The 22,279-nt window shown below is 73.0% G+C and carries 18 protein-coding genes; 10 read left to right on the top strand and 8 right to left on the bottom strand.

From position 1 onward, the window contains the following. The first annotated feature begins 45 nt into the window (after positions 1 to 45). The 6 genes from AS594_RS31450 to AS594_RS31475 all read left to right on the top strand — a co-directional run bounded on the left by AS594_RS31450 (position 46) and on the right by AS594_RS31475 (position 9,081). Positions 46 to 1,788 (top strand): IucA/IucC family protein, encoded by a 1,743-nt coding sequence (locus tag AS594_RS31450; protein WP_240509300.1) that lies wholly within the window; start codon positions 46 to 48, stop codon positions 1,786 to 1,788. 176 nt (positions 1,789 to 1,964) lie between these two features. After that, positions 1,965 to 3,728: an IucA/IucC family protein gene (locus tag AS594_RS31455; RefSeq protein WP_069775342.1), complete on the top strand. Its 1,764-nt coding sequence runs from the start codon at positions 1,965 to 1,967 to the stop codon at positions 3,726 to 3,728. Continuing rightward, complete coding sequence (locus AS594_RS31460) at positions 3,725 to 4,933, top strand: type III PLP-dependent enzyme (RefSeq protein WP_069775377.1); 1,209 nt, start codon at positions 3,725 to 3,727, stop codon at positions 4,931 to 4,933. The genes AS594_RS31455 and AS594_RS31460 overlap by 4 nt, the downstream gene beginning before the upstream one ends. Positions 4,934 to 5,127: 194 nt before the next feature. Beyond that, the gene (locus AS594_RS31465; RefSeq protein ID WP_069936011.1) at positions 5,128 to 6,786 is read left to right on the top strand and encodes a catalase; all 1,659 of its coding nucleotides are present in this window, start codon (positions 5,128 to 5,130) and stop codon (positions 6,784 to 6,786) included. 167 nt (positions 6,787 to 6,953) lie between these two features. After that, positions 6,954 to 7,412, top strand: coding sequence for an SRPBCC family protein (locus AS594_RS31470; protein WP_069775375.1), 459 nt, complete (start codon positions 6,954 to 6,956; stop codon positions 7,410 to 7,412). A gap of 31 nt (positions 7,413 to 7,443) precedes the next feature. Then, a complete protein-coding gene (locus AS594_RS31475; RefSeq protein ID WP_069935604.1) occupies positions 7,444 to 9,081 on the top strand; it encodes a phytoene desaturase family protein in 1,638 nt (545 codons plus the stop codon). A gap of 110 nt (positions 9,082 to 9,191) precedes the next feature. On the opposite strand, the gene AS594_RS44805 is transcribed toward AS594_RS31475, so the two are convergent. After that, positions 9,192 to 9,632 (bottom strand): ANTAR domain-containing protein, encoded by a 441-nt coding sequence (locus AS594_RS44805; RefSeq protein WP_069775336.1) that lies wholly within the window; start codon positions 9,630 to 9,632, stop codon positions 9,192 to 9,194. A gap of 411 nt (positions 9,633 to 10,043) precedes the next feature. Between AS594_RS44805 and AS594_RS31485 the strand changes: the two genes are divergently transcribed. Continuing rightward, complete coding sequence (locus tag AS594_RS31485; protein ID WP_069936012.1) at positions 10,044 to 10,547, top strand: GtrA family protein; 504 nt, start codon at positions 10,044 to 10,046, stop codon at positions 10,545 to 10,547. Positions 10,548 to 10,608: 61 nt separating this feature from the next. On the opposite strand, the gene AS594_RS31490 is transcribed toward AS594_RS31485, so the two are convergent. From AS594_RS31490 to AS594_RS31505, 4 genes are all read right to left on the bottom strand, one after another. After that, entirely contained in the window at positions 10,609 to 11,001 is a 393-nt protein-coding gene (locus tag AS594_RS31490; protein ID WP_240509121.1) for a hypothetical protein, read from the bottom strand. Between the two features lie 28 nt (positions 11,002 to 11,029). Further along, on the bottom strand, positions 11,030 to 11,890 hold the full coding sequence (locus AS594_RS31495) for a C40 family peptidase (RefSeq protein ID WP_069936013.1): 861 nt from the start codon (positions 11,888 to 11,890) through the stop codon (positions 11,030 to 11,032). A 14-nt stretch (positions 11,891 to 11,904) separates the two neighbouring features. Further along, positions 11,905 to 15,810 carry an nSTAND1 domain-containing NTPase gene (locus tag AS594_RS31500; protein WP_069935605.1) on the bottom strand — a complete coding sequence of 1,302 codons (3,906 nt, stop codon included), beginning with the start codon at positions 15,808 to 15,810 and terminating at the stop codon, positions 11,905 to 11,907. A gap of 153 nt (positions 15,811 to 15,963) precedes the next feature. Beyond that, complete coding sequence (locus tag AS594_RS31505) at positions 15,964 to 17,310, bottom strand: MFS transporter (RefSeq protein ID WP_240509122.1); 1,347 nt, start codon at positions 17,308 to 17,310, stop codon at positions 15,964 to 15,966. Positions 17,311 to 17,381: 71 nt separating this feature from the next. On the opposite strand from AS594_RS31505, the gene AS594_RS31510 reads away from it, so the two are divergent. Both AS594_RS31510 and AS594_RS31515 read left to right on the top strand, forming a co-directional pair. Beyond that, positions 17,382 to 18,509 carry a GlxA family transcriptional regulator gene (locus AS594_RS31510; protein ID WP_079148778.1) on the top strand — a complete coding sequence of 376 codons (1,128 nt, stop codon included), beginning with the start codon at positions 17,382 to 17,384 and terminating at the stop codon, positions 18,507 to 18,509. A 62-nt stretch (positions 18,510 to 18,571) separates the two neighbouring features. Further along, positions 18,572 to 18,874 carry a type B 50S ribosomal protein L31 gene (locus AS594_RS31515; protein ID WP_069775330.1) on the top strand — a complete coding sequence of 101 codons (303 nt, stop codon included), beginning with the start codon at positions 18,572 to 18,574 and terminating at the stop codon, positions 18,872 to 18,874. 7 nt (positions 18,875 to 18,881) lie between these two features. Here AS594_RS31515 and AS594_RS31520 read toward each other — a convergent pair whose 3' ends face one another. Further along, entirely contained in the window at positions 18,882 to 19,190 is a 309-nt protein-coding gene (locus AS594_RS31520) for a hypothetical protein (RefSeq protein WP_069775329.1), read from the bottom strand. A 179-nt stretch (positions 19,191 to 19,369) separates the two neighbouring features. Here AS594_RS31520 and AS594_RS31525 point away from each other — a divergent pair, with 179 nt between their 5' ends. Next, positions 19,370 to 19,570: a hypothetical protein gene (locus AS594_RS31525; protein WP_069775327.1), complete on the top strand. Its 201-nt coding sequence runs from the start codon at positions 19,370 to 19,372 to the stop codon at positions 19,568 to 19,570. 111 nt (positions 19,571 to 19,681) lie between these two features. Here the strand turns inward: AS594_RS31525 and AS594_RS31530 are convergent, their stop codons facing one another. Continuing rightward, positions 19,682 to 20,695 carry an iron-containing redox enzyme family protein gene (locus AS594_RS31530; protein ID WP_069775326.1) on the bottom strand — a complete coding sequence of 338 codons (1,014 nt, stop codon included), beginning with the start codon at positions 20,693 to 20,695 and terminating at the stop codon, positions 19,682 to 19,684. Further along, entirely contained in the window at positions 20,692 to 22,245 is a 1,554-nt protein-coding gene (locus AS594_RS31535) for an FAD-dependent oxidoreductase (RefSeq protein WP_069935607.1), read from the bottom strand. Before AS594_RS31535 ends, AS594_RS31530 begins: the two co-directional genes overlap by 4 nt. Between the last annotated feature and the right edge of the window lie 34 nt (positions 22,246 to 22,279).

Below are 22,279 nucleotides of genomic sequence, written 5' to 3' on the forward strand. Positions count from 1 at the left end.
GAGCCCGCGCCCGCCGGCAATGACGCCGACGCCGCGGAAGCCGGGCTGCTGCTGCGGGTCCTCGGCGCGCTGCTGCGCGAGGACGTCGTCGGGCTGCGGACGCGCGGTACCCCCGTACGGCTGCCGGACGGCCGCTGGCTGCGGCTGGCCGCCGGTGACGGGCCCGGCGCCGACGCGTTGCTGCTCCCGGTCACCGACGACGGCTTCCAGTGCGCGGACGCCGCCCGCCTGCCGCTGTTGCGCCGGGAGTCCGACGGCGCCGAACTGACCACCGCCGACGAGGTCGTGGCGGCGCTCCGCGCGCTGGCCGACCCCGCCGACCGGGGCGGCTTCGACCACTTCGCCGAGGAGTGCGGGCAGACCCTGGACACCGTCCGTCTGCACGCCGAGACCCGCACGGAGGTCACCGAGGCCCTCACCGCCAGGTACGGCCCGGAGCCCGCCGACTGGACCGGTCTCGCCGGCGGCCTCGCCCACGACACCCTCGCCGCCCGCCTCGACCACCCCGTCTATCCCACCGCACGCGGCCGGTCCGGATTCGGCCGCTCCCAACTGCGCGCGTACGCACCCGAGTTCCATCCCCGCTTCGCGCTGCGCTGGATCGTCCTACCCGAGGACGCGGTCACCCTGCCCGGCGGCCGGGCGGCGCTGCCCCTACGCTGGCCCACCCCCGCGGTCCTCGGCCTGCCCCGTCTCGACCGCAGCCATCTCGCGCTCCCGGTGCACCCCCTGTCGGCCGGTGCCCCGCTGCGGGAAGCCCTGCGGCGTACGGGCCTCACCGGCCGTACGGTCCTGGCCGGCCGCCCGTACCTCGAAGCCGTCCCGACCCTGTCGATGCGGACGGTCGCGCTCGTGGACGACCCCGCCCTCCACCTCAAGCTGCCGCTGGCCACCGCCTCCCTGGGCCGGCTCAACCGCCGCACCATCAAACCGGGCACGCTCGTCGACGGCGCCGCGGGACAGCGGCTGCTGGAGAGCGTGATCGCGCGCGAGAAGCGGTTCGCGGACACGGTCCTGCTCGCCGACGAGACGACGTACGCCCACGCCGGTGACGAACTCCTCGCCGTACTCTGCCGCCGCTACCCGGCGGGCCTCGACGCGTCGGCCGTCGTCCCCATGGCCGCGCTGCTGAGCGGGGCTCCCGGCGGCGGCCTCGTGATCGACCACCTCGCCCGCCGGTTCTACGGCGGTGACCCCGTGGCCCTGCTCGACGCCTGCCTCACCCTCCTCCTCGACTGGCAGACCACACTGTTCGGGTACGGCATCGCGCTGGAGTCCCACCAGCAGAACATCTCCCTCGTGCTCGACACCGACGCGGGCGCGACCCGGCTGCGGCTCCTGCTGAAGGACAACGACGGCCCGCGCCTCCACACCGCCCGGCTGCGCGCCACCCTCGGAGCCGACGCTCCCGCGCCGTCCGGCTTCGCCGACCGGCGGATCTTCACGGACGACGACCGTGAGCTCACCGATCTGTTCACCACCATCACGGTCCACCTGTGCGCGGGCGCGTACGCCTTCGGGCTGGCCCGCCACGGCCGGGCGCCGCTCGACGCGCTGCTGCGCCTCGTGCGCGACCGGCTCGCCGAAGCCGTCGAACGCCTCGGCCGCCGGTCCGGCGGGCCCGCCGTGGTGCTGCGGGCCCACGTACTGGACGCACCGCGTCTCCCGGTCAAGGCGATGGTCACCGCGGGCACCCTGCTCAGCAAGGAGCGCTCGGGAGCCGCCGACATCAACAAGCACTACACCGACGGCCCCAACTACCTCCTGCGAGCGGGGGACACACGATGAGCGGGCCGCCGCCGGCCCCGCTCGCCCGCCTCGCCGCAGGCGCCGACCGCCCGTGCCCGGTGTGCCCGTGCCCCCGGGTACCGCCGCCGCTGTAGTCACTCCGCCGCCATGGCCGCTTCCCCCATGATCAGCCGTTCCATGATCCGCCGTTCGTTCCGTCCTCGCAGGAGCCGTTGATGACACTGCCCACCGGCGCCGCACCCCGACACGCGTCCGCCCCCCGGGGTCTGCCCACCGCCGACGAGGCCGTGGCCCACACCCTGCTGAACTGTCTGCTGCGCGAGGTGTCGGGCCCCGAGCACCAGAGCGCCGTCGCCGCGGGGCGGCTGCTGCTGCGCCTGCCACGGTGCGGCGTGCTCCTGCGCGTCGCGCTGCGCCGCACCTCGCTGCTCGGCGCGCACCGCTTCACCGGCCCGGTGAGCGAGCAGCGGGCCGACGGAGCCTGGACCGAGGTCGGCTGGCGCCGGCTCGCCGACCACGCGCATGCCGAGCTGTCGCTCCGTACGGGCGTACACAACGATGAGTTCCTGGAGCAGGTCGCCTCCAGCCACCGGGGCGTGCGCGCCGCGCTCGCCGCCGGGCCCCGCCCCGCGGCTGCCGACCCCCGCCTCACCTACCTCGCGTCCGAGCAGTCCCTCGCCCTCGGCCACCGCTTCCACCCGGCCCCGAAGGCCCGCAGCGGCGACCGGCACACCTGGTCGTCGTACGCCCCCGAGGCGGCGGCGTCCTTCCCGCTGCGCCATCTGGCCGTACGCGAGGAACTGATCGCCGAGGAGACCGCCGAGCCGGGCGCCGCCGACCCCCTGGACCGGCTGCGCGGCGATGCCGCCCCGGCCGTCCCCGCCGGCTACCGGCTGCTGCCTGCCCATCCCTGGCAGTACGCACTGCTGCGCGAGCACCCGGCGCTGCGCAACGCGCTGACGTGCGGCGACGTCGTCGACCTGGGGGAAGGCGGCACACCGTTCGCCGCCACCGCGTCCGTGCGCACGCTGTACGACGGCGACACCTTCCTGAAGTTCAGCCTCAACGTCCGCATCACCAACTGCGTCCGCAAGAACGCCAGTTACGAGCTGGCCGGAGCCGTCGCCCTGACCCGTCTGCTGCGCCCGGCCCTGGCCGCCCTCGCGGAGAGGTTCCCCGGCGCCGCCGTGCTCAGCGAGCCCGCCTACCGCAGCCTCGCCCTGCCCGGCCCGGACGGCGTGCCGGACCTCGGCCTGCTCGAAGGCTTCGGTGTGATCGTCCGTGACGGACTGTCCCGGCACAGCCTGCCGGGGAGCACGGCGCTGCTCGCCGCCGCCGTCGCCGACGAGTACCCGACCGGGCCCGGCCACATCTCCCACCTCGTCGGCGGGGCGGGCCCCCGGGCCGCGCTGGACTGGTGGGAGGCGTACCTCGGACTGCTCCTGCCACCCGTCCTCGCCGCGTACTTCGACCACGGCCTGGTGCTGGAGCCGCACCTCCAGAACGTCGTCGTCCGCGTCGACGGCGACGGCATGCCCGTCCAGGTGCTCCTGCGCGACCTGGAGGGCGCGAAGCTCCTCCCCGAACACCACAGGGACGCTCTCGCGGAACTTCCGGCCGAGGTCGCCGGGCCCCTCACGTACGACGCGGAACGCGGCTGGGACCGTGTCGTCTACTGCCTGCTGGTCAACCACGTCGCGGAGATGCTCGCCGCCCTCGCCGACCTGCACCCCGGGACCGAGCCCGCCCTGTGGGCCATGGTCCGCGCCGCTCTCCAGGACTGCGCCGCCCGGCACGGCCGCCCGCCCCGGCTCGCGGCCTTGCTCGCGGGCGCGCCGCTGCCCGCCAAGGCCAACCTGCTCACCCGCTGGGAGCGCAGGGCCGATCGCGAGGCCGGTTACGTACGCCTCCCCTCACCGCTCGCCGAGGACGTCCTGTCCGGGGCGACCCGTACCGACACCCCCTGGAACACCCGATGACCGAGCCCACCCCCGCGGTGCGCGACCGCGCCCTGTCCCTGCCCGCCGCCGCCCTCCCCGCGTACCTCTACGACCTTGCGGCGCTGCGCGAGCACGCCCGGGAGGTCCGGGCCGCCCTGCCCGGGAGCGTCGAGCTGTACTACGCCGCCAAGGCCAACCCGGACCGGGAGATCCTGGCCGCGCTCGCCCCGTACGTCGACGGCTACGAGGTCTCCTCCGGCGGCGAGCTCACCCACGTCCACGAGGCCGTCCCTGGTCATCCGCTGGCCTTCGGCGGCCCGGGTAAGACGCCGGCGGAGATCGTCACGGCGCTGGAGCTGGGCGTACGCCGCTTCCATGTGGAGAGCGTCCACGAGCTGCGCATGCTGGCCGCACTGACCGCCCGGACGGTCCCGGACGCCCGCGTGGCGGTACTGCCGCGTTTCAATCTGCCGGTGCCGGACGGCTCGCTGGAGAACAGCTCGCTGACCATGGGCGGCCGCCCGACGCCGTTCGGCCTCGACCCGGCCCAGGCCGACGAGACCGTACGTCTGCTCACCGGCGCCGCGTATCCGCAGCTGGACCTTGTCGGCGTCCATGCCCACCTGGCCAGCGGCCTGGAGGCCGCGCAGCAGCTGGCGGTCGCGCGGTCCGTGGTGGGCTGGGCCACCGGCCTGGCGGACCGGCACGGCCTGCGCCTCTCCGAGGTCAACGTCGGCGGCGGCATGACGGTGGACTACGCTGGGCCGCGGCGCCGGTTCGACTGGGCGGCGTACGGCGAGGGGCTCGGCGAACTGGCCGGGGCGCACCCGGACCTGACGCTGCGCATCGAGCCGGGACGCGCGCTCACCGCGTACTGCGGCTGGTACGCCACCGAGGTGCTGGACGTGAAGCACAGCCACGGCGAGGAGTTCGCGGTCGTCCGCGGCGGTACGCACCACCTGCGCACCCCGGCGACCAAGGGCCACGACCAGCCGTGTTCCGTACTGCCGGTGGACGACTGGCCCCACCCCTGGCCGCGTCCGGCGGCCCGGCAGGGCCTGATCACCCTCACCGGGCAGCTGTGCACTCCGAAGGACGTCCTCGCCCGGCGGGTCCCGGCTGCGGGGCTGCGGGCGGGGGACCGGGTGGCCTTCTCGCTGGCCGGCGCGTACGCCTGGAACATCTCGCACCACGACTTCCTGATGCACCCGCGCCCGGGCTTCCACTACCTGGACGGCCCGTAGCCGGTTTTCGCCGGGCCGGTCGTATGACTTCTTTTCCCGTGGGTACTGGCGGGGCAGCCACACGCCGAAGCCGTGCCCGGGGCGGGCGGAGGGCGGCGACGCGCCTTCGCAACCCCATCGGGCGAGCCGGGGTTCCACACAAAGGGGAATAGTGTGGAATATCCGACAAATAAGTACAGAAGGGGTTGAAGATCGTGACGGATGTATCGGGCAAGGGCCCGTCCCCGGGCGACGACCGGAAGGTACTGACCAACCGGCAGGGCCACCCGGTCTACGACAACCAGAACCAGCGCACGGTAGGAGCCAGGGGCCCGGCCACCCTGGAGAACTACCAGTTCCTGGAGAAGATCAGCCACTTCGACCGCGAGCGCATCCCCGAGCGCGTCGTGCACGCCCGTGGCGTCACCGCGTACGGCTACTTCGAGGCGTACGGGTCCTGGGGCGACGAGCCGATCAGCCGGTTCACCCGCGCCAAGCTGTTCCAGGAACGCGGCAAGCGCACCGACCTGGCCGTACGCTTCTCCACCGTGATCGGCGGCCGTGACTCCTCCGAGGCGGCCCGTGACCCGCGCGGCTTCGCGGTGAAGTTCTACACCGAAGACGGCAACTGGGATCTCGTCGGCAACAACCTGGGTGTGTTCTTCATCCGCGACGCGATCAAGTTCCCGGACGTCATCCACGCGCTCAAGCCGAACCCCATCAGCTTCGAGCAACAGCCGCGCCGGATCTTCGACTTCATGTCGCAGACCCCCGAGAGCATGCACATGCTCGTCAACCTGTTCAGCCCCCGCGGGATCCCGGCGGACTACCGTCACATGCAGGGATTCGGCGTCAACACCTACAAGTGGATCAACGCCGAGGGCGAATCCGTCCTGGTCAAGTACCACTGGCTGCCCAAGCAGGGCGTACGCAGCATGACCGAGGAGGACGCGGCCAACGTCCAGGCCGAGGGGCTCGGCCACGCCACGAAGGACCTCTACGAGGCGGTGAACCGGAGCGACTACCCGGAGTGGGAGCTGGTCGTCCAGATGATGGAGGACCACGACCACCCGGAGCTGGACTTCGACCCGCTCGACGACACGAAGACCTGGCCCGAGCAGGACTTCCCGCCGAAGCCGGTCGGCAAGATGGTCCTCAACCGGATGCCGGAGAACTTCTTCGCCGAGAACGAGCAGATCTCCTTCGGCACCGGCGTGCTGGTCGACGGCCTCGACTTCTCCGACGACAAGATGCTGGTGGGCCGTACGTTCTCGTACAGCGACACCCAGCGCCACCGCGTGGGGCCGAACTACCTCCAGCTCCCCGTCAACCAGGCCAAGAACGCCGATGTCCGCACGAACCAGCGCGACGGCCAGATGACGTACAACGTCGACGGGGCCGGGGAGAACCCGAGCGTCAACTACGAACCGTCGATCACCGGCGGCCTGCGCGAGGGCCAGTACCCCACGCACGACGAGCAGGGCCCGGAGATCCACGGCAGGCTCACACGCAAGCGCATCCCGCGCACCAACGACTACATGCAGGCCGGACAGCGCTTCCGGCTCATGGAGGACTGGGAGCGGGACGACCTGGTGCACAACTTCGTCACCCTGCTCTCGGACTGCGACCGTCCCGTGCAGGAGCGGATGGTGTGGCACTTCCTGCTGGTCGAGAACGAGCTCGGCGTGCGGGTCGGCGACGGACTCGGGATCAGCCCTCAGGACGTGGCCGGTCTGGAGCCCCTCGCCAGTCAGGACCTGACCGACGACGACCGCAAGCGGCTCGCCAATCTGGGGGACAACCCTCCGCGTGACGTGACCGGTCTGACCATGACGCACTGCGTTCCCAACGAACGGCACCTCGTCACCCGCTGACGCCGGGAGTACAGCCGCCGACGGCCCGGCGGGAGGTCCACGCGCGGTTACGTGCGGAGGCCACCCGCCGGGCCCGCCGACGTCTCCGGGAGGTCGGGGGGAGTGGCGCGCCCTAGGCTGGGCACCCGGGGGTGGGTGATCGTTTCCGTCGAGACGCTGGAGGACCCATGGCCGTACGTCATCAGCTGATCCGCACCTCGCCCGAGGCGGTGTGGGAAGTCCTCGCGGACGGGTCGCGGTACAGCGACTGGGTCGTCGGCACCTCGGACTCCAAGCCCGGCACAGGTCACTGGCCGGAGGTCGGCTCCACGATCGACTACATGGTGCCCGTCGGGCCGTGGACGCTCACGGGCGAGACGATCGTCCGCCGGGCCGAACCGCCGTACGAGCTGGAACTCGAAGTCGACAGCGGTCCGCTCGGCACGGCCAGGATCGCCATCGAGATCCGCCCCTGGGGGAACGACGCCCTGGTCATCCTCGACGAACACCCCCTGCGCGGCGTCGGCGGGGCGCTGCACAACGCGGCGCTCGACGCCGTGATCCAACTGCGCCACCGCAGCATGCTCGGCAGACTGGCCAAGGTGGTCGAGGGCGCCGCGGCGCGCCGCGCCGGCGTACCGGCCTGACCCGCACGGCCAGGGTGAACGGGAGCCAGCGATGCCGGACGCCGTAGTGATCGGCGCGGGCCCCAACGGGCTCGTCGCCGCCAATGTGCTGGCCGACGCAGGCTGGACCGTCGAGGTACTGGAGGCCCAGCCCCGGCCGGGAGGCGCGGTCCGCAGCGACCGGGGAGTCCACCCCGACTACGTCAGCGACCTCTTCAGCGCCTTCTACCCGCTGGCCGCCGCGTCCCCGGTGCTGGCCCGGCTGCGTCTCCAGGACCACGGGCTGCGCTGGAGTCACGCCCCCAGCGTGCTGGCGCACCCGCTGGACGACGGCCGGTGCGCGGTCCTGGAGCGCCTTACCGCCGACACCGTCGCGGGGCTCGACGGCTTCGCCGAGGGCGACGGCGCGGCCTGGCAGGGCCTGTGCGACGTGTGGGACCGGCTCGGCCCCGACATCCTCGGCTCCCTCTTCACCCCCTTCCCGCCGGTACGCGCCGCCGCCCGCCTCGCGGCCCGGCTGCGCGGCGCCGGCGGACTGCGGCTCGCCCGGACGATGCTGCTGCCGGTACGCCGCCTGGGCGAGGAGGAGTTCCAGGGTGAGGCGGGCAGGCTGCTGCTCGCGGGCAACGCCCTGCACGCGGACCTCGCCCCGGAAGCGGCGGGCAGCGGCGGCTTCGGGTGGCTGATGTCCATGCTCGGCCAGCGTTACGGCTTTCCGGTGCCGGCCGGCGGCGCGGGCGAGCTCACCGGGGCGCTCGTACGGCGCCTGGAGGAGCGCGGCGGGGCCGTGCGGTGCGGCGAACGCGTCGTGGAGGTCGTGGTGCGGGCCGGCCGCGCCGTGGCCGTGCGCACCGCGGGCGGCGAGACCGTGCCGGCGCGGCGGGCCGTGCTGGCGGACGTGGCCGTGCCCGACCTCTACGGCGGGCTGGTCGACGAAACGCACCTGCCCACCCGCTTCGTACGCGACCTGCGCGGTTTCCAGTGGGACTTCGCCACCTTCAAGGTCGACTGGGCGCTCGACGGGCGCGTTCCGTGGACCGCCGCGCAGGCGTCCACCGCGGGCACGGTTCACCTGGCCGACGGCGTCGACGCGCTCACCCGGTTCGCCGCGCAGATCGCCATGGGCCAGGTGCCCGACCGGCCCTTCGCGCTGTTCGGCCAGATGACGACGGCCGACGCCTCCCGCTCCCCGGCGGGCACCGAATCGGCCTGGGCCTACACCCACGTCCCACAGGTGGTCAAAGGTGACGCGGGCGCCGACGGCCTCACCGGCGCGTGGGACCCGCGCGAGCGGGAAGCGATGGCGGACCGGGTGGAGGAGCAGGTCGAGCGGTACGCGCCGGGATTCCGGGCCATGATCCGGGCCCGCCGCGTCCTCGCCCCTCCGACGCTCCAGGCGATGAACGCCAACCTCCACGGCGGCGCGATCAACGGCGGCACGACCGCCGTCCACCAGCAGCTTCTCTTCCGCCCCGTTCCGGGCACCGGCCGCCCGGAAACGCCCGTCAAAGGGCTCTACCTCGCCTCGGCCGGCGCGCACCCCGGCGGCGGCGTCCACGGCGCGCCCGGCGCCAACGCGGCCAGGGCGGCGCTGCGCGGCCGCTCCCTCGGCGACGTACTCAGCCGTACCCAGCGCGCTCTGAGCCGCCGCGACAGAAGCGGCGAAGCCGTGACCCCCGCCTCACGGTGAGCACCCTCGGCCCAGGACGGCGGCGCCGTGATCCAGCGGCGGGCCACCGGTTCGGGCAGCGGGGGAGCGGAGGCCCGCCTCCCCCGCGCGGAGGGAGGCGGGCGCGCCCGTCACACGGCGGTGTCGGGCTGGACGGCGCGGGTACCGAGCCGCTCGAAGGCGTTGTGCAGGGCCGTACGCAGTGGTCCGCTCGGGGGCGGTCCGTCGACGCTGTCGACAAGGCGCTGCGCGATCTCCCGCAGCTCGATATTGGTGTACCGGGACACATCCACCAGGACCTGGAACGCCTCCTCGTGGGTGCAGCCCCCCAGGGTCATGACAATACCGCGCGCCAAGCCGATCACCGGGCGGGTCTCCAGGGTGTGCCAGAGCTGGTTGAGTTCCTTCTTGAGCGCCTTCTCGGCGGGCGCCGGTGACGGGACCGCCTCCAACGCGGCCTGGGCGGCGTGGTACTGCGCCGCGTCCGACGCGGCCCAGGACTGGTCGTCGTGTTCCCGGTGAACGGGAGCCTCACTGTCCGCAGTGATCGTGCGGTTGTCGTTCGTCGTCATGACTCCGGCTCCTTTTGACCAGTCTGCCGGCCGCCCCGGACACAAGCAGGGGGCGGCCGGCGGCCCGCCGTTCGGACGTGCTTCCTGACTGATTCCCTGTTTCTGCCGGTTTGAGGCTGTGGGTCTTTTTTCTGTGGGTCTATTTTCCGTAGATTCTCCTGGTGACCCACCGAGCCGCCCGGATCGGGCCGTATTCAGTGGCTGATCGCCGTGCGCGCGGATGCCGCCCGCCTGCCTCAGCATGGCCGCGACCGGCGGCACCCCCGGGCCGGGGGCTGCCCTAGGGACGGCGGTGGGGACAACCCCTACAACAGTCGGGGGCGGGCCCCGCCCTTCGGGGGATGCCCGGTCACCGGGCCGTGCGGTGGAATCGCAGCAACGCTTCGACCGCTCCCCGGAGGCTTCCCCGTGATCACCCGCACGCGCCCGCGTCCGCTCCCGCCGACGACCGCGGCCTTCGTTCGCTTCGTCGTCTGCGGCGGCGGCGTCGGGCTGGCCTCCAGCGGTGTGCTCGTGCTGCTCCACGACCGGATGCCGCTGGCCGTCGCCAACGCCCTGGTCACCGTCGTGTCCACCCTGGTCGCGACCGAGCTGCACGGCCGGGTGACCTTCCGAAGTGAGCGCGGTGGCTGGGGCGTTCACCTGCGGTCGGGGCTCACGGTCCTGGTGAGCTACGCGTTCACGACCGGCGCGCTGCTCGGTCTGTACGCCGTCCAGTCCACGCCCTCGGTCGCGGTCCAGCAGACGGTCTACCTCGCGGCCTCCGCGCTGGCGGGCGTCGGCCGCTTCGCGGTCCTGCGGCTCGTCGTCTTCGCCGAACGCCCGGCGCCGGGCGTCGGAACAGGACCGGCCGCGGCACCGGAACCGGCCGCCGCACCCGCGCTCAGCCGGAGGGCCGTGGCCATCGCGGCATAGGCACGCGAGCGGGCCGCCCCACGTCCGCGGGGCGGCCCACCCGTTCAGTGCGGGAGTGTGGTCAGCACTCGCGCAGGCCGGGCGCCGGGTCGACCGAGGTGTGGACGTCCACGGCCGCCATGTTGCCCCACTGGCCGTTGTCCAGCTTGGTCCAGTACCAGATGTTGTTTCCGCCCGGGTGGCTGTCGCCGCGGCCCCAGCACTGGAACCAGCTGAACCTGGTGTTCATCTGACCACGCACGGCCGAGGCGTACGACCGGTGCTCGTAGCCCTTGGCGCCGGCCCGGTTGCCGCAGTACAGCTTGCCGTCCGAGCGGACCCCGCACTCGGCGGCGGGGCCGGCGGGCGCGGCGGTGGCGGGGGCCGTGACGCCGGCCAGACCGGCCGTCAGGGCGGTCGCCGCCAGCGTGACCGCGAGCTTCCTGGTCAGGTTCAGGCGCACGTTCGTCTTCATTTCTGCTTCTCCCTTGAGGTTGGGTTTGTTACCGGCAGGTGGGCACGCCGTCGAGCCAGGCCGGGCCCTTGATGTAGATGTTGGTGATCCACGCCCGGTAGTCCGGCAGATAGGACCAGGCGTCGTTGGTGATGCCCTCGGCGGTGACGGACTGGGCGTGCTTCTGCAACGCGATGCGCACGGACGTCGGACCGGCGAACTTGTGCACCCGCCCGCTCGTCGTGGACGCCTCGGTGTGCGTCCACACGTCCGTGCCCCAGGTGCTGAACGTGCCCTGTCCCGGAGAGCCGTTGACCCGCACGGCGGCGAAGTAGTCGCCGCCCAGGCGCACATCACTGACCGTGATCCGGGTGCCGGACTGCCTCGCCTCGACCATCTTCCCGGCGCCGACGTAGATCGCGATGTGATGCACCTTGCGGGCGTTCCCGTAGACCACCAGGTCGCCGGGGACCAGCGGCCCGATCCCCTCCCCGGCACCGAAGCGGGCCGTCGCGTGGGGGGTGTTGTACTGGCTGTGGGCCGTGCCGTTCAGGATGTCGCGGCCGGTCGCCTCCGCGTAGGCGTACCTGACCAGACCCGAGCAGTCGAAGCCGCGCCGCTCCGGGTCGTGTTCACTGGCCGGGTCGGTGGGGTCCACCACCCCGTACGTGGGTCCCGGCGCCGGGCCGTGGCCGCCGCCCCACGAGTACCAGACGCCGACCTGCGAGCAGGCGGTCCGTACCGCCTTCTCGGCCGCGGCCGAGGCTCCGGGAGCGAGGACGTCGCACTCCGCGGCGGCCACCGTCTCCGGAGCCGCCGCCCGGGCGGGCTGGCCCGGCAGCACCGGCCAGGCGATGAGCGCCAGTCCGACGGCCGCCGCCGCGGCTGCCGCTCTCCATCGTTCGCGCATGTTCTGATCCCCGTTCATCTTCCGTCAGGCTTCCGGTCCGCCGGTTTCGTTCCGGTCGGTCCGGCCCTTCGAGACTGGGCCGCGAAGCCGGCGGCTGTCGAGGATCCAGCTGTCTCCTGGTGCGACAGGAAACGGGAAACGGCCCGGGAAACGGCCCTCACGTCGGTGTTCCAGAGCCGGACGGTGCCGTCGTTGCTGCTGCTGACCAGGGCGCGCGTCCGGGGATCGAAGACGACGCCCCAGACCGCGCCGCTGTGGCCGGTGAGTGTGGCGGTGAGGCTGCGGCGCCCGGTGTCCCAGAGCCGCACCGTCCCGTCACTGCCGCTGCTCGCCAGTGTTTTCGCGTGCGTACCGGTACCCGGGCCGAACGCCACCGCCCGCACCGCCCCGCTGTGGCCGGTGAGTGCGGCGGTGAGGCTGTGGCGGCGGCTGTCCCAGAGCCGCACCGTCCCGTCGTTGCCGCTGCTCGCCAGCGTCCGCCCGTCCCGGCTGTACGCCACACCGCGCACCGAACCCGTGTGACCGCGCAGCACCGCGCGGGTCCTGCGGTCCGCCACTCTCCACAGCCGCACGGTCAGGTCGTCACCACCGGTCGCGAGCGTCCGTCCGTCCGGGCTGAAAGCCACCGCGTTGGCGAAGTCCTGATGGCCCGTGAGCGTGCTGAGCGAGGTGCGGCGGCGTACGTCCCAGAGTCTGACCGTGCGGTCCGCGCTCGCGGAGGCGAGGAGGTGTCCCTCGGGGGAGAAGGCGACGCCGAAGACGGACCCGGTGTGGCCGGTGAGGGTGGTGAGGAGTCTGTGGCGGCGTACGTCCCAGAGTCTGACCGTGCGGTCCGCGCTCGCGGAGGCGAGGAGGTGTCCGTCCGGGGAGAAGGCGACGCCGAAGACGGACCCGGTGTGGCCGGTGAGGGTGGTGAGGAGTCCGTGACGCCGTAAGTCCCACAGTTTGACCGTACGGTCCACGCTCGCCGACGCCACCAGCCCGCCGTCCGGCGCGACCGCCGACTGCCACGCCTCGGCGAACGGACGCGCCGTCAGCGCCGTCCGGTCCAGGTCCCACAGCACCACCGACCGGTCGAAGCCCGCGGTCGCCACCACATGACCACCGCTCACGGCGGCGCCGAGCACGTAGTCGGTGTGCCCGGCCAGCGTGGCGGTCACCCGGTGGCTCGCCGTGTCCCACACCTTCGCCGCGCCGTCGCCGCCGGCACTGACGACACTGGCCCCGTCCGCGCCGTACGCCACCGCGTTGACGTCGTCGCTGTGGCCGGTGAGGGTGGCGCGGATCCGGTGGCGGCGTACGTCCCAGATCCTGACCGTACGGTCCGCACCGCCCGAAGCGAGGCTGTTCCCGTCCGGGCTGAAGGCGACGCCCAGCACACCGTCGCTGTGGCCGGTGAGGGTGGCGCGGATCCGGTGGCGGCGTACGTCCCAGATCCTGACCGTACGGTCCGCACCGCCCGAAGCGACGCTCCTCCCGTCCGCGCCGAACGCCACCGCGTGCACCGTGTCGCCGTGCCCCCGCAGCGTCGCCCGCTCCCGCCGGCGCGGCACGTCCCAGACGCGCACCGTCCGGTCGGCGCCCCCGGACACCAGGGTCCGCCCGTCGGGGCCGAAGGCGACCGACCGTACGGCGCCGCCGTGGCCGAGCAGCGTTCCGGCCGGCTGACGGTCCGCCAGGTTCCACAGCCGCACCGTCCCGTCCGAGCCCGCCGACGCCAGCAGCTTGTCGTCGGGGCTGAACGCCACCGCGATCACCGGACCGCCGTGGCCCGTGAGCGTGTCCGTGGCGCGGCGGTGGTCCGCCCCTCCCCACAGCCGCACGGTGCCGTCCGAACTGGCCGAGGCCAGCAGCTTGTCGCCGGGGCTGAACGCCACCGCGTTGACGGGGCCCGTGTGTCCGCCGAGCCGCCCCGCGAAGTACTGCGCCTGCGTGCTGAGCAGGGCGCCGCGCGCTTCCGTGGTCGGCGCCGTGCGGTACGCGTCGGCCGCCAGACGCATCGACGCCTCGGGCTGCCCCGACGCCAGAGCGCCGGACCGTACAGCCATCGCCTGGGACTGGGCGACCCGGCGCTCGTCGACGGCGCGCGAGCGCTGGTGGAACGCCGTTCCGCCCGCGAGGAGCGCCAGTACGAGCAGCGCCCCCAGCAGCACCAGCAGCCTGCGGTGGGTGCGGACCTGGCGCCGCCGGGCCTCCTTCCCGGCCACTTCCTGTGCCCGGCTCGCGTCGAGGAACTGCATCTCGTACGGGCCCAGTTCAGCGCGGCCGTCAGTCTGCTCGGCCCATTCCCGCACGGCGGCGAGCCGCGTTCCCCGGTAGAGGAGCCCGGGATCGCGGTCCCCGCGCACCCACTCGGCGGCGGCCTCGGCGAGCTGCTGGTGGATGAGCAGCCCCGCCCGGTTGGTGCCGATCCAGCGGCGCAGCCGGGGCCAGGCGCGCAGCAGCGCCTCGTGGGTGATCTCCACCGCGTCGCTGTCGACGGTGATCAGCCGCGCGCGTACGAACGCGTCCAGGGCCGTCTCCACCGCGTGCCGGTCGGGCAGTTGCTCCAGCAGCAGCTCGCGGCTGGTCCTGCGCCGGGTCGCCGTGTCGATGTCCCCGCCCCCATCGGCGCCGCCGTCCCCGGCGCCGACCTGGACCAGCCGCACCAGCACCCGCCGCGCCATCTCCCGCTCGGCGGGGTGGAGCCGGGTGAACACGGCCTCGGCCGTCCGCGCGATCGCGCCGTGGATGCCGCCGGTCGTCTCGTAACCCGTGACGGTCAGCGTGCGGCCGGTGCGCTGCTGCCAGGTGACGAGCAGGGCGTGGGCGAGCAGGGGCAGCGCGCCGGGGGAGGCGGGCGTGAGATCGTCCCGGCCGCCCTGCCCGGTGCTTCTGGCGCCCACGTCCCGCAGCAGCAGGCCGACCAGACCGGGCTCCAGGGACAGCCCCGCGCGCCGGGCGGGGAGTGTGATGGACTCGCGCAGTTCGGCGCCGGTCATCGGACCGAGCGCGAACAGACCGTGCGAGAAGACGGACGCCAGCTCCGGGTGGTCGAGGCACCGGCCGCTGAAGTCGGCCCGTACGCCGAGCACCACGAGGCCCGGCGGCACGTCGTCCCCTTCGGGCGCGGGGGTGGCGAGCGCGGACAGCGCCGTGACGAACGCGCGCCGTTCGCTCTCGTCCGCGCACAGCGTGAACGTCTCCTCGAACTGGTCGACCAGCAGCACGAGACGCCCCCGCCCCGCCGTCGGCAGGCGTCGCACCGCGTCCGCGAGGGCCCGGGGCCGTACTCGAAGCGACTCCGGGCTCATCCCCAACTCGGCCCGCAGTGCCTCGCCCACGCACCGCAGGAGCTCCTTGAGCGGATGCGCGGTGGGCGTGCACAGCACCACCGGCCAGTTACTCGATCCCTCGACGGGGAGCGCGCCGCGCCGCAGCGCGGGCACCAGACCGGCCCTCAGCAGCGAGGACTTTCCCGCACCCGAGGAGGCGACCACCGCGACGGGGCCGCTGCCGGCCCGTTCGGCCAGGCGGCCGACCAGCTCGGCCGTGGCCCGCTCGCGCCCGAAGAACCACTGCGCGTGCTCGGGGCCGAAGGCTGCGAGGCCGCGGTACGGGCACACCGCGTCGGCCGGGCCCGGCGGTTGGGGCGGCTGCGACGTCGCGGGCGTGGTGGTCGCCGACGCCGACGCTTCCGCGGGCCGGCGCGCGGACGGTACGTCGGCCACCAGCCGCACGAGGGCGCCGCCCGCGTCCAGTGCCTGGTCACAGCGCTCGGCCACGTCGGGTGTCGGCGGCTTGCCGCCGTTCTCGATCTTGCTGAGGTAGCCCTTGCTGTAGTGGATCGACCGGGCCAGCGCCGTGAGCGAGATGCCGCGCTCGCCGCGCAGGCGCCGCAGTTCTTCCCCGAAGGAGCGTGTGCCCCGAACCCCGTCCATGCGGGGCACGGTACAGGCCGATTACGATCAGTTTCCCTATGTAGTAACGCTTTTGCCTGAATTCGGGCCGGTGTGGCTTGTCTGCTTCGTCGGCAGGGTAGGGGGCCGGGTCCTGCCCGCGCGCTCGGACCGATCCGCCGGGGGGCGTCCTGGTCATGCCGCCGCTGCCCGCGGCCGTGCCGCCATCAGGGACAGCAGCGCACCCGCCCCGCACAGCGCGCCGACGCCCACCCACAGTGGATCGTAGGAACCGAACGCGTCGCGTGCCGCGCCGCCCGCGAACGCGGCCAGTCCGGCGCCCAGTTGATGGGCCGCCCCGACCCAGCCGAAGACGATGGCGCTGTCCTCGCCGTACAACTCCCGGCAGAGTGCGAGCGTCGGCGGCACCGTGGCGACGTCGAGCAGACCGAAGAGCACGACGAAGACCACCAGGGGCGTCCCGATGCGCGCCGTGAGGACGAGGGGCAGGGCGAACAGGGTGAGGCCGCGCAGCGCGTAGTACGCGGCCAGCAGGTGACGGGGGTCGAGGCGGTCGGTCAGCCAGCCCGAGGCGACCGTTCCCGCGACGTTGAAGGCGCCGATCGTCGCGAGCAGCGACGAGGCGACCGTGGCCGGCATGCCGTGGTCGTGCGCGGCCGGGGTGAAGTGGGTCCACATGACGCCGTTCGTCGACGCGCCGCAGATCGCGAACGTCGCCGCCAGCAGCCAGAAGGGACCCGTGCGCGCCGACCGTGCGAACACGTGAACGGTCCGCAGAGCGGCCCCGGGAACGATCGCGGACTGTTCCCGGGAAGTATCCGCGGCAGGCTCCGGAGCGCCGTACGGCCGTAGTCCGACGTCCCTCGGACGATCGCGCAGCAACAGGAGTACGAGCGGCAGCGCGACCAGCGCCGCCACCACGAGCGTCACCGTCCCGGTTCGCCACGCGTACCGCTCGGTGATCCAGGACAGCGGCGGCAGGAACGCGAACTGCCCGAACACGCCGGCCGCGGTGAGCACGCCGGTGACCAGTCCCCGGCGGCGTACGAACCAGCGCTCGGTAACGGTCGCGGCGAACGCCATCGCCATCGCCATCGACCCGCACCCCGCACCGACCAGGACGCCCCAGGTGAATACGAACTGCCACGGCTGCGTCATCACCGTCGTGAACAGCGCACCCGTCGCGACGGCCCCCAGGGCGCCGCCCACGACCCGGCGCATCCCGAAGCGGTCCATCAGGGCGGCCGCGAACGGCGCGGTCAGGCCGTACAGAACCATGTTCACCGACGCGCCGAGCCCGATGGCGGAGCGCGACCAGCCGAACTCCCGGTGGAGCGGGCCGGTCAGCAGCCCCGCCAGGGTGGTGAACGCACCGGCCGTGACGATCGCGAGGGCGGCGACAGCGGCGACCAGCCAGGCCCGGTGCACCCGGGACCGTACCGGCGGCCGCCCGGGCGGGCCCGAGGACCGTGGCGGCCGTGCGTACGGACTGTCCGTGGACCGCATCCGAATCTCAACCATGCGTCCGACCCTGCGCCCGCGCCCGGCCCCGGACCAGTGGCGAGATCGCCGCGATGTGAAAGAATCTCGCCATGCCGCTCGACCCGCCCACGCCACCACCGGCCCCGGCACCACCGGCCCCGGCACCACCGGCCCCGGCCTTCAGCAGCCCGGACGGCCGGCACCGCGTCGCGGTCCTGGTGCGTGACGGCCTGCTCACCATGGAGCTGGGCATCGTCCACCGCCTGTTCGGGCAGGCCGTCTCGGCCGCCGACGTACCCCTCTACGAGGTCCTGACCTGCACGCCCGAGCCCGGTGACGTACGTACGGACGCCGATGTCACGGTCCGTGTCACGCACGGCACGGACATCCTCGCCGAGGCCGACACCGTGATCGTCCCGGCCTCCGACGAGGACTACACCCCGCGCACCGCGCCCCACCTCCCGCCCGCTCTGGCGAAGGCCCTGGCAGGGATCCGCCCCGACGCGCGCATCGCCTCCATCTGCACCGGCTCCTTCGTGCTCGCGGCGGCCGGGCTGCTCGACGGGAAGCGGGCGACGACGCACTGGCGGTCCGCCGCCGACCTCCAGCGGCTCCATCCGGAGGTACGCGTCGACCCGGACGTGCTCTACACCGACGAGGACGGCGTACTGACGGCGGCCGGCGTCGCCTCGGGCATCGACCTGTGCCTGCACATGATCCGCAGCGACCACGGCTCGCGGGTGGCCAACGAGGTGGCCCGCGGCACGGTCGTCCCACCGCACCGCGACGGCGGCCAGGCCCAGTACATCCCGCGCCCCGTCACCGCCCCGCGCCAGTCGTCCACGGAACCGGCCCGCACCTGGGCCCTGGAGCACCTGGACCGCCCCATCAGCCTGCGCGAGTTCGCCGGCCGCGCCGCGATGAGTACGCGCACGTTCTCGCGCCGGTTCTGCGAGGAGGCCGGGCAGACACCGGTCCAGTGGCTCACCCGGCAGCGCGTCGACCGGGCCCGGCAGCTGCTGGAGGAGACGGACCTGCCCGTCGACCGGGTGGCGGCAGCGGCCGGGTTCGGCACGGCGGTGTCGCTGCGGCAGCACCTGCACGCCGCACTGGGGGTCTCGCCGAGCGCCTACCGCTCCACCTTCAGGGGCGCGGCAGCGCCCGGGGAGCCCGGAGCGGCCGGGCGGGTGGCGCGGGAAGCGACGGCGACGGATGCCGACGGGCGCCGTCCGGCTTAGCCTGAGAAAGCCCGATCCGTACGCACGTGATTCCCCCCGTACAACGAGGCAAGGAGCCAGACGTGAAGCCGGACGCCAGCATCTCCTACCAGCAGGTGGTCTTCCGGGACCGGGCCGCGGGATACGCGTTCCTCACCCGCTCGACGGCCACCAGTGACAACACGATCGAATGGGACGACGGCAACACGTATCCCGTCGTCGATGTCGAGATCTCCTCGGAAAGCCACCCGTTCTACACCGGCAAGGCACGGACCGTGGACACGGAGGGGCGGATCGCGCGGTTCGAGCGGCGGTACGGGCAGGAGGAGCAGGGCGGGCAGGGCGGTGAAGGCGGTCCGGCCGGTGAGGGCCAGTCGCCCGCGTAGCCGCCGGCTACGTGTCTTCCAGTTCCTCGTCGAGACCTTCGAGCTCTTCGTCCAGATCCTTGAGCTCGTCGTCCTCCTCTTCCTCGTCGAGGGCGTCCGGATCGATGTCCGGCTCCTCCTCGGCGAGAAGCTGGTCCAGCGACTCGCCCCGGTGCGCCTCCTCCGCCGTGTTGCCGAAGAACTCGGCGGGGGACCAGTGCTCGGGGGGCGCGATGCCCGCGTCGAGCGGGTCGTACTCCAGGTCGTCGCTCTCGAGCGTGTCCTGCGCGTCCAGCACGCCGTCGTCCTCGGGAGGAATCGTGTTGTCTTCGCTCATGTGTCCCACTCCGTGCCTCGATCGGCCCGATTGGGCTGCCCCACATTGCCCACGCTCCCGCAGCCGGGCGTCCCTCGCATCCGGAGCGGCACAACCAGTGGCTCTGGGGAATGTTCACCGGATGCGGTACGGGTACGCGAGAACCAGAATGCCGACTGAGGACGAAACAAGGAGGCGGTATGAGCGAGGAATCCGTTTCGAGGCCGAAGCCGTCGGAGGTGACCCCCGACAGCCTGCTGCACACCGGTGCCAGCGACGACGTGACGCCCGAGGACCTGGTGCTCTCCTCGGGGCGTGACGTGACTCCGTCGACTCTGGAATGGGCGCGGCGCCGGCTGGAGAAGGAGGGCCGGGCGGCGATCGACACGCAGCTTCCTTAGCGCCGGGAAACGCCACACCCGTACGTACGCGCTGCGCCCCGCACAGGCGATCCTGTGCGGGGCGCAGCGCGTACGTACGGGCATGACGCACGTGGCCGCACGCCCGGGAGCTCAGCGCGGCGCGGGCGGTTCGCTGATGCCGGGGGCACCGGGCAGCAGCGAACCGCGGCCCTCCCGCCAGGCGCCCAGCACGTGCTCCTCCCACCACGACTCCAGCAGCACGCTCGCCCGGATGCCGAACGCCACGTCCCCGGCCAGCTCCGGCTCCCTGGCGAGCAGGTCACCGATGACATCGCGGCGCATCACCTGCTCGTGCACGGCGTCCGCCTCGATGTGCTCGGTGAAGAAGTGCGTGCACTCCTCGCCCGCGCCCAGCCGCTCCAGGGCCTTCGCCATCCGGCGCGCGCCCGGCGGAGAGGTGATCTCCAGCGTCGCGAAGTTCCCCACCATGGCACCGCGCAGCGCGCGGCGCAGCCCAAAGAGCGACATCGCGTTTACGGGGGCCAGGGTGACGGCGGGCGCGAAGTCCAGATACAGGCCGTAGCGCGCGTCCATTCCCGCGCCCTCCATCAGGCCGGCGAACAGCCTGGCGTGCACGTTCTCACCCCGGCCGCCGCCGAACTCGTCGAACTCGACCGCCACCAGCGACGCCTTGGCCTGCCCCTCCAGTCGGGGAATGACCCAGGCCTGCGGGTCGGCCTCCTTCAGCTGGTACAGCGAACGGTGGGCGAGGTACTCACGCATCCGCTCCCAGGTGCCGTCGTGCATCAGCTCGTGCGAGACACCGTGCCCCTCGACGGGTTCGACGAGCAGGGCGTCGAGCTCCGCCGTCACGTCGTCCCCGCCGGACGCGGCCTCGCGCAGCGCTCCGAGGAACGTGTCCTCCATGGCGCCGCGCAGCCGCAGCAGCTCCAGGTCCCACTCCCGCGCGTCGGAGACACCCCGGAAGCCCCGGTAGTGCGGCTCGTACGCCATGTACAGGGCCAACTGGAGATCGTCCCCGAACGGATCCGCGGAAGCGGCCTCGTCGAGCGGCGGTACGGGCGGGGGAGAGCCCAGGAGTATGTCGCGCACGGCGCCCGAAAGGGTCCCGCGTGCGGAGGGCAGCTCAGGAGCGGCCGTCATGCGTCGTCACCCTCCTCGGTCTCTTTCAGGTCATGGACGCGCTCCAGCGGGTGGAGAGCGGGTCCCTGGAGGACCTCGCCGCCGATACCGAAGCGCGATCCGTGACACGGGCATTCCCAGGTGCGTTCCGCGTCGTTGAACCGGACCAGGCACCCCAGGTGCGTGCACCGGGCCGACACCGCGTGCAGCTCACCCGCGTCGTCGCGGTGCACCGCCACATGACGGGCGCCCTTGCGCACCACAGCGCCTCCGCCGGGCGCGATCCTCGAAGCCGGCCCGCCGCCCGTGACGAAAGGCAGCCGGTCCCCGACGAAGTGCCCGGCCGCGGCGGCCTGGAACCGCATCATCGACGGGGCCTCCTTCACCGGACGCAGCCGCACCGGGTCGTACAGGTCCGTCCAGGGCGGCTTCTCCCCGGTGATCCGCGCGGCGAGAAGCTTGCCCGACATCACGCCGCCGGCCATGCCCCAGCCGTTGAAACCCGTCGCCACATAGCTGTGACGGGCGCGCGGGTGCAGCGCTCCCACGAAGGGAACACCGTCCGTCGGCTCGTTGTCCTGGGCGGCCCAGCGATGGGTGAGCCGTACCTCCGGGAAGCGCCGGGTGGTCCACTGCTGAAGCCGTTCGTACCGTTCCTCGACGCGGCCCGTTCCCGGGGTGAACTTCTCACCCGTCACGATGAGCAGCCGCTCCCCCTCGCCGTACGGAGCGGTCCGCACCGAACGCGTCGACCCCTCGGGCGTCAGGTACATCCCGCCGGGGTCCTGTGCGGCCGGGATCACCCCGGCCACCACCAGTTCGCGGTGCGGCTTCAGGCGCGCGAAGAGCAGCGACCTGTCGAAGACCGGGTAGTGCGTGGCGACCACGACGTCGCGGGCCGAGACGGTACGTCCGTCCTCCGTCGTCAGCCGGCACGGTTCCCCCTCGCGCAGCCCGACGATCCGGGTCCCCTCGAAGATCTGCCCGCCGCGCCGTTCCAGATCGGCGACCAGGGCGTACAGGTACTTGCGCGGATGGAACAGCGCCTGGCCCTCGACGCGCACCGCGCCCGCGACGGGGAACGGCAGTCCCGTCTCCGTCACGTACGACGCGGGCAGCCCCGCCGCGAGTGCGGCCTCCGCCTCCGCCTTGACCGTACGGGCCTCCTTGGCCGTCTCGGCGTACGTGAAGGCCGGGGCGCGCTCCAGGTCGCAGTCGATCCCCAGTTCCTCGCACACGGCCACCAGATGGCCGATCGCGTCCTGCTGGGAACGGGCGTACAGCGCGGCGCCCTGCGGGCCGCGGGTGCTGCGCAGCCGCTGATAGACGGTCCCGTGCAGGGCGGACACCTTCGCCGTCGTGTGTCCGGTCACCCCGGAGGCGACACGGTCGGCCTCGAGCAGCGCGACCGATTTCCCCGCCCGCGCCAGCTCCCACGCCGTGGAGATCCCGGCGATGCCGGCGCCGATCACCGCCACGTCCACCTCGAGGCCGTCGGGCGGACGTGGATACACCGGTCCGTCGCCGTACTCCATCCAGTACGAACCAGAGCGGACGGGGACATCCGTCATTTGCTGCTCCTTACGGCGAGACCGTTATGACCAG

This window comes from Streptomyces agglomeratus (assembly GCF_001746415.1).
GTDB classification, from domain to species: Bacteria; Actinomycetota; Actinomycetes; order Streptomycetales; family Streptomycetaceae; genus Streptomyces; species Streptomyces agglomeratus.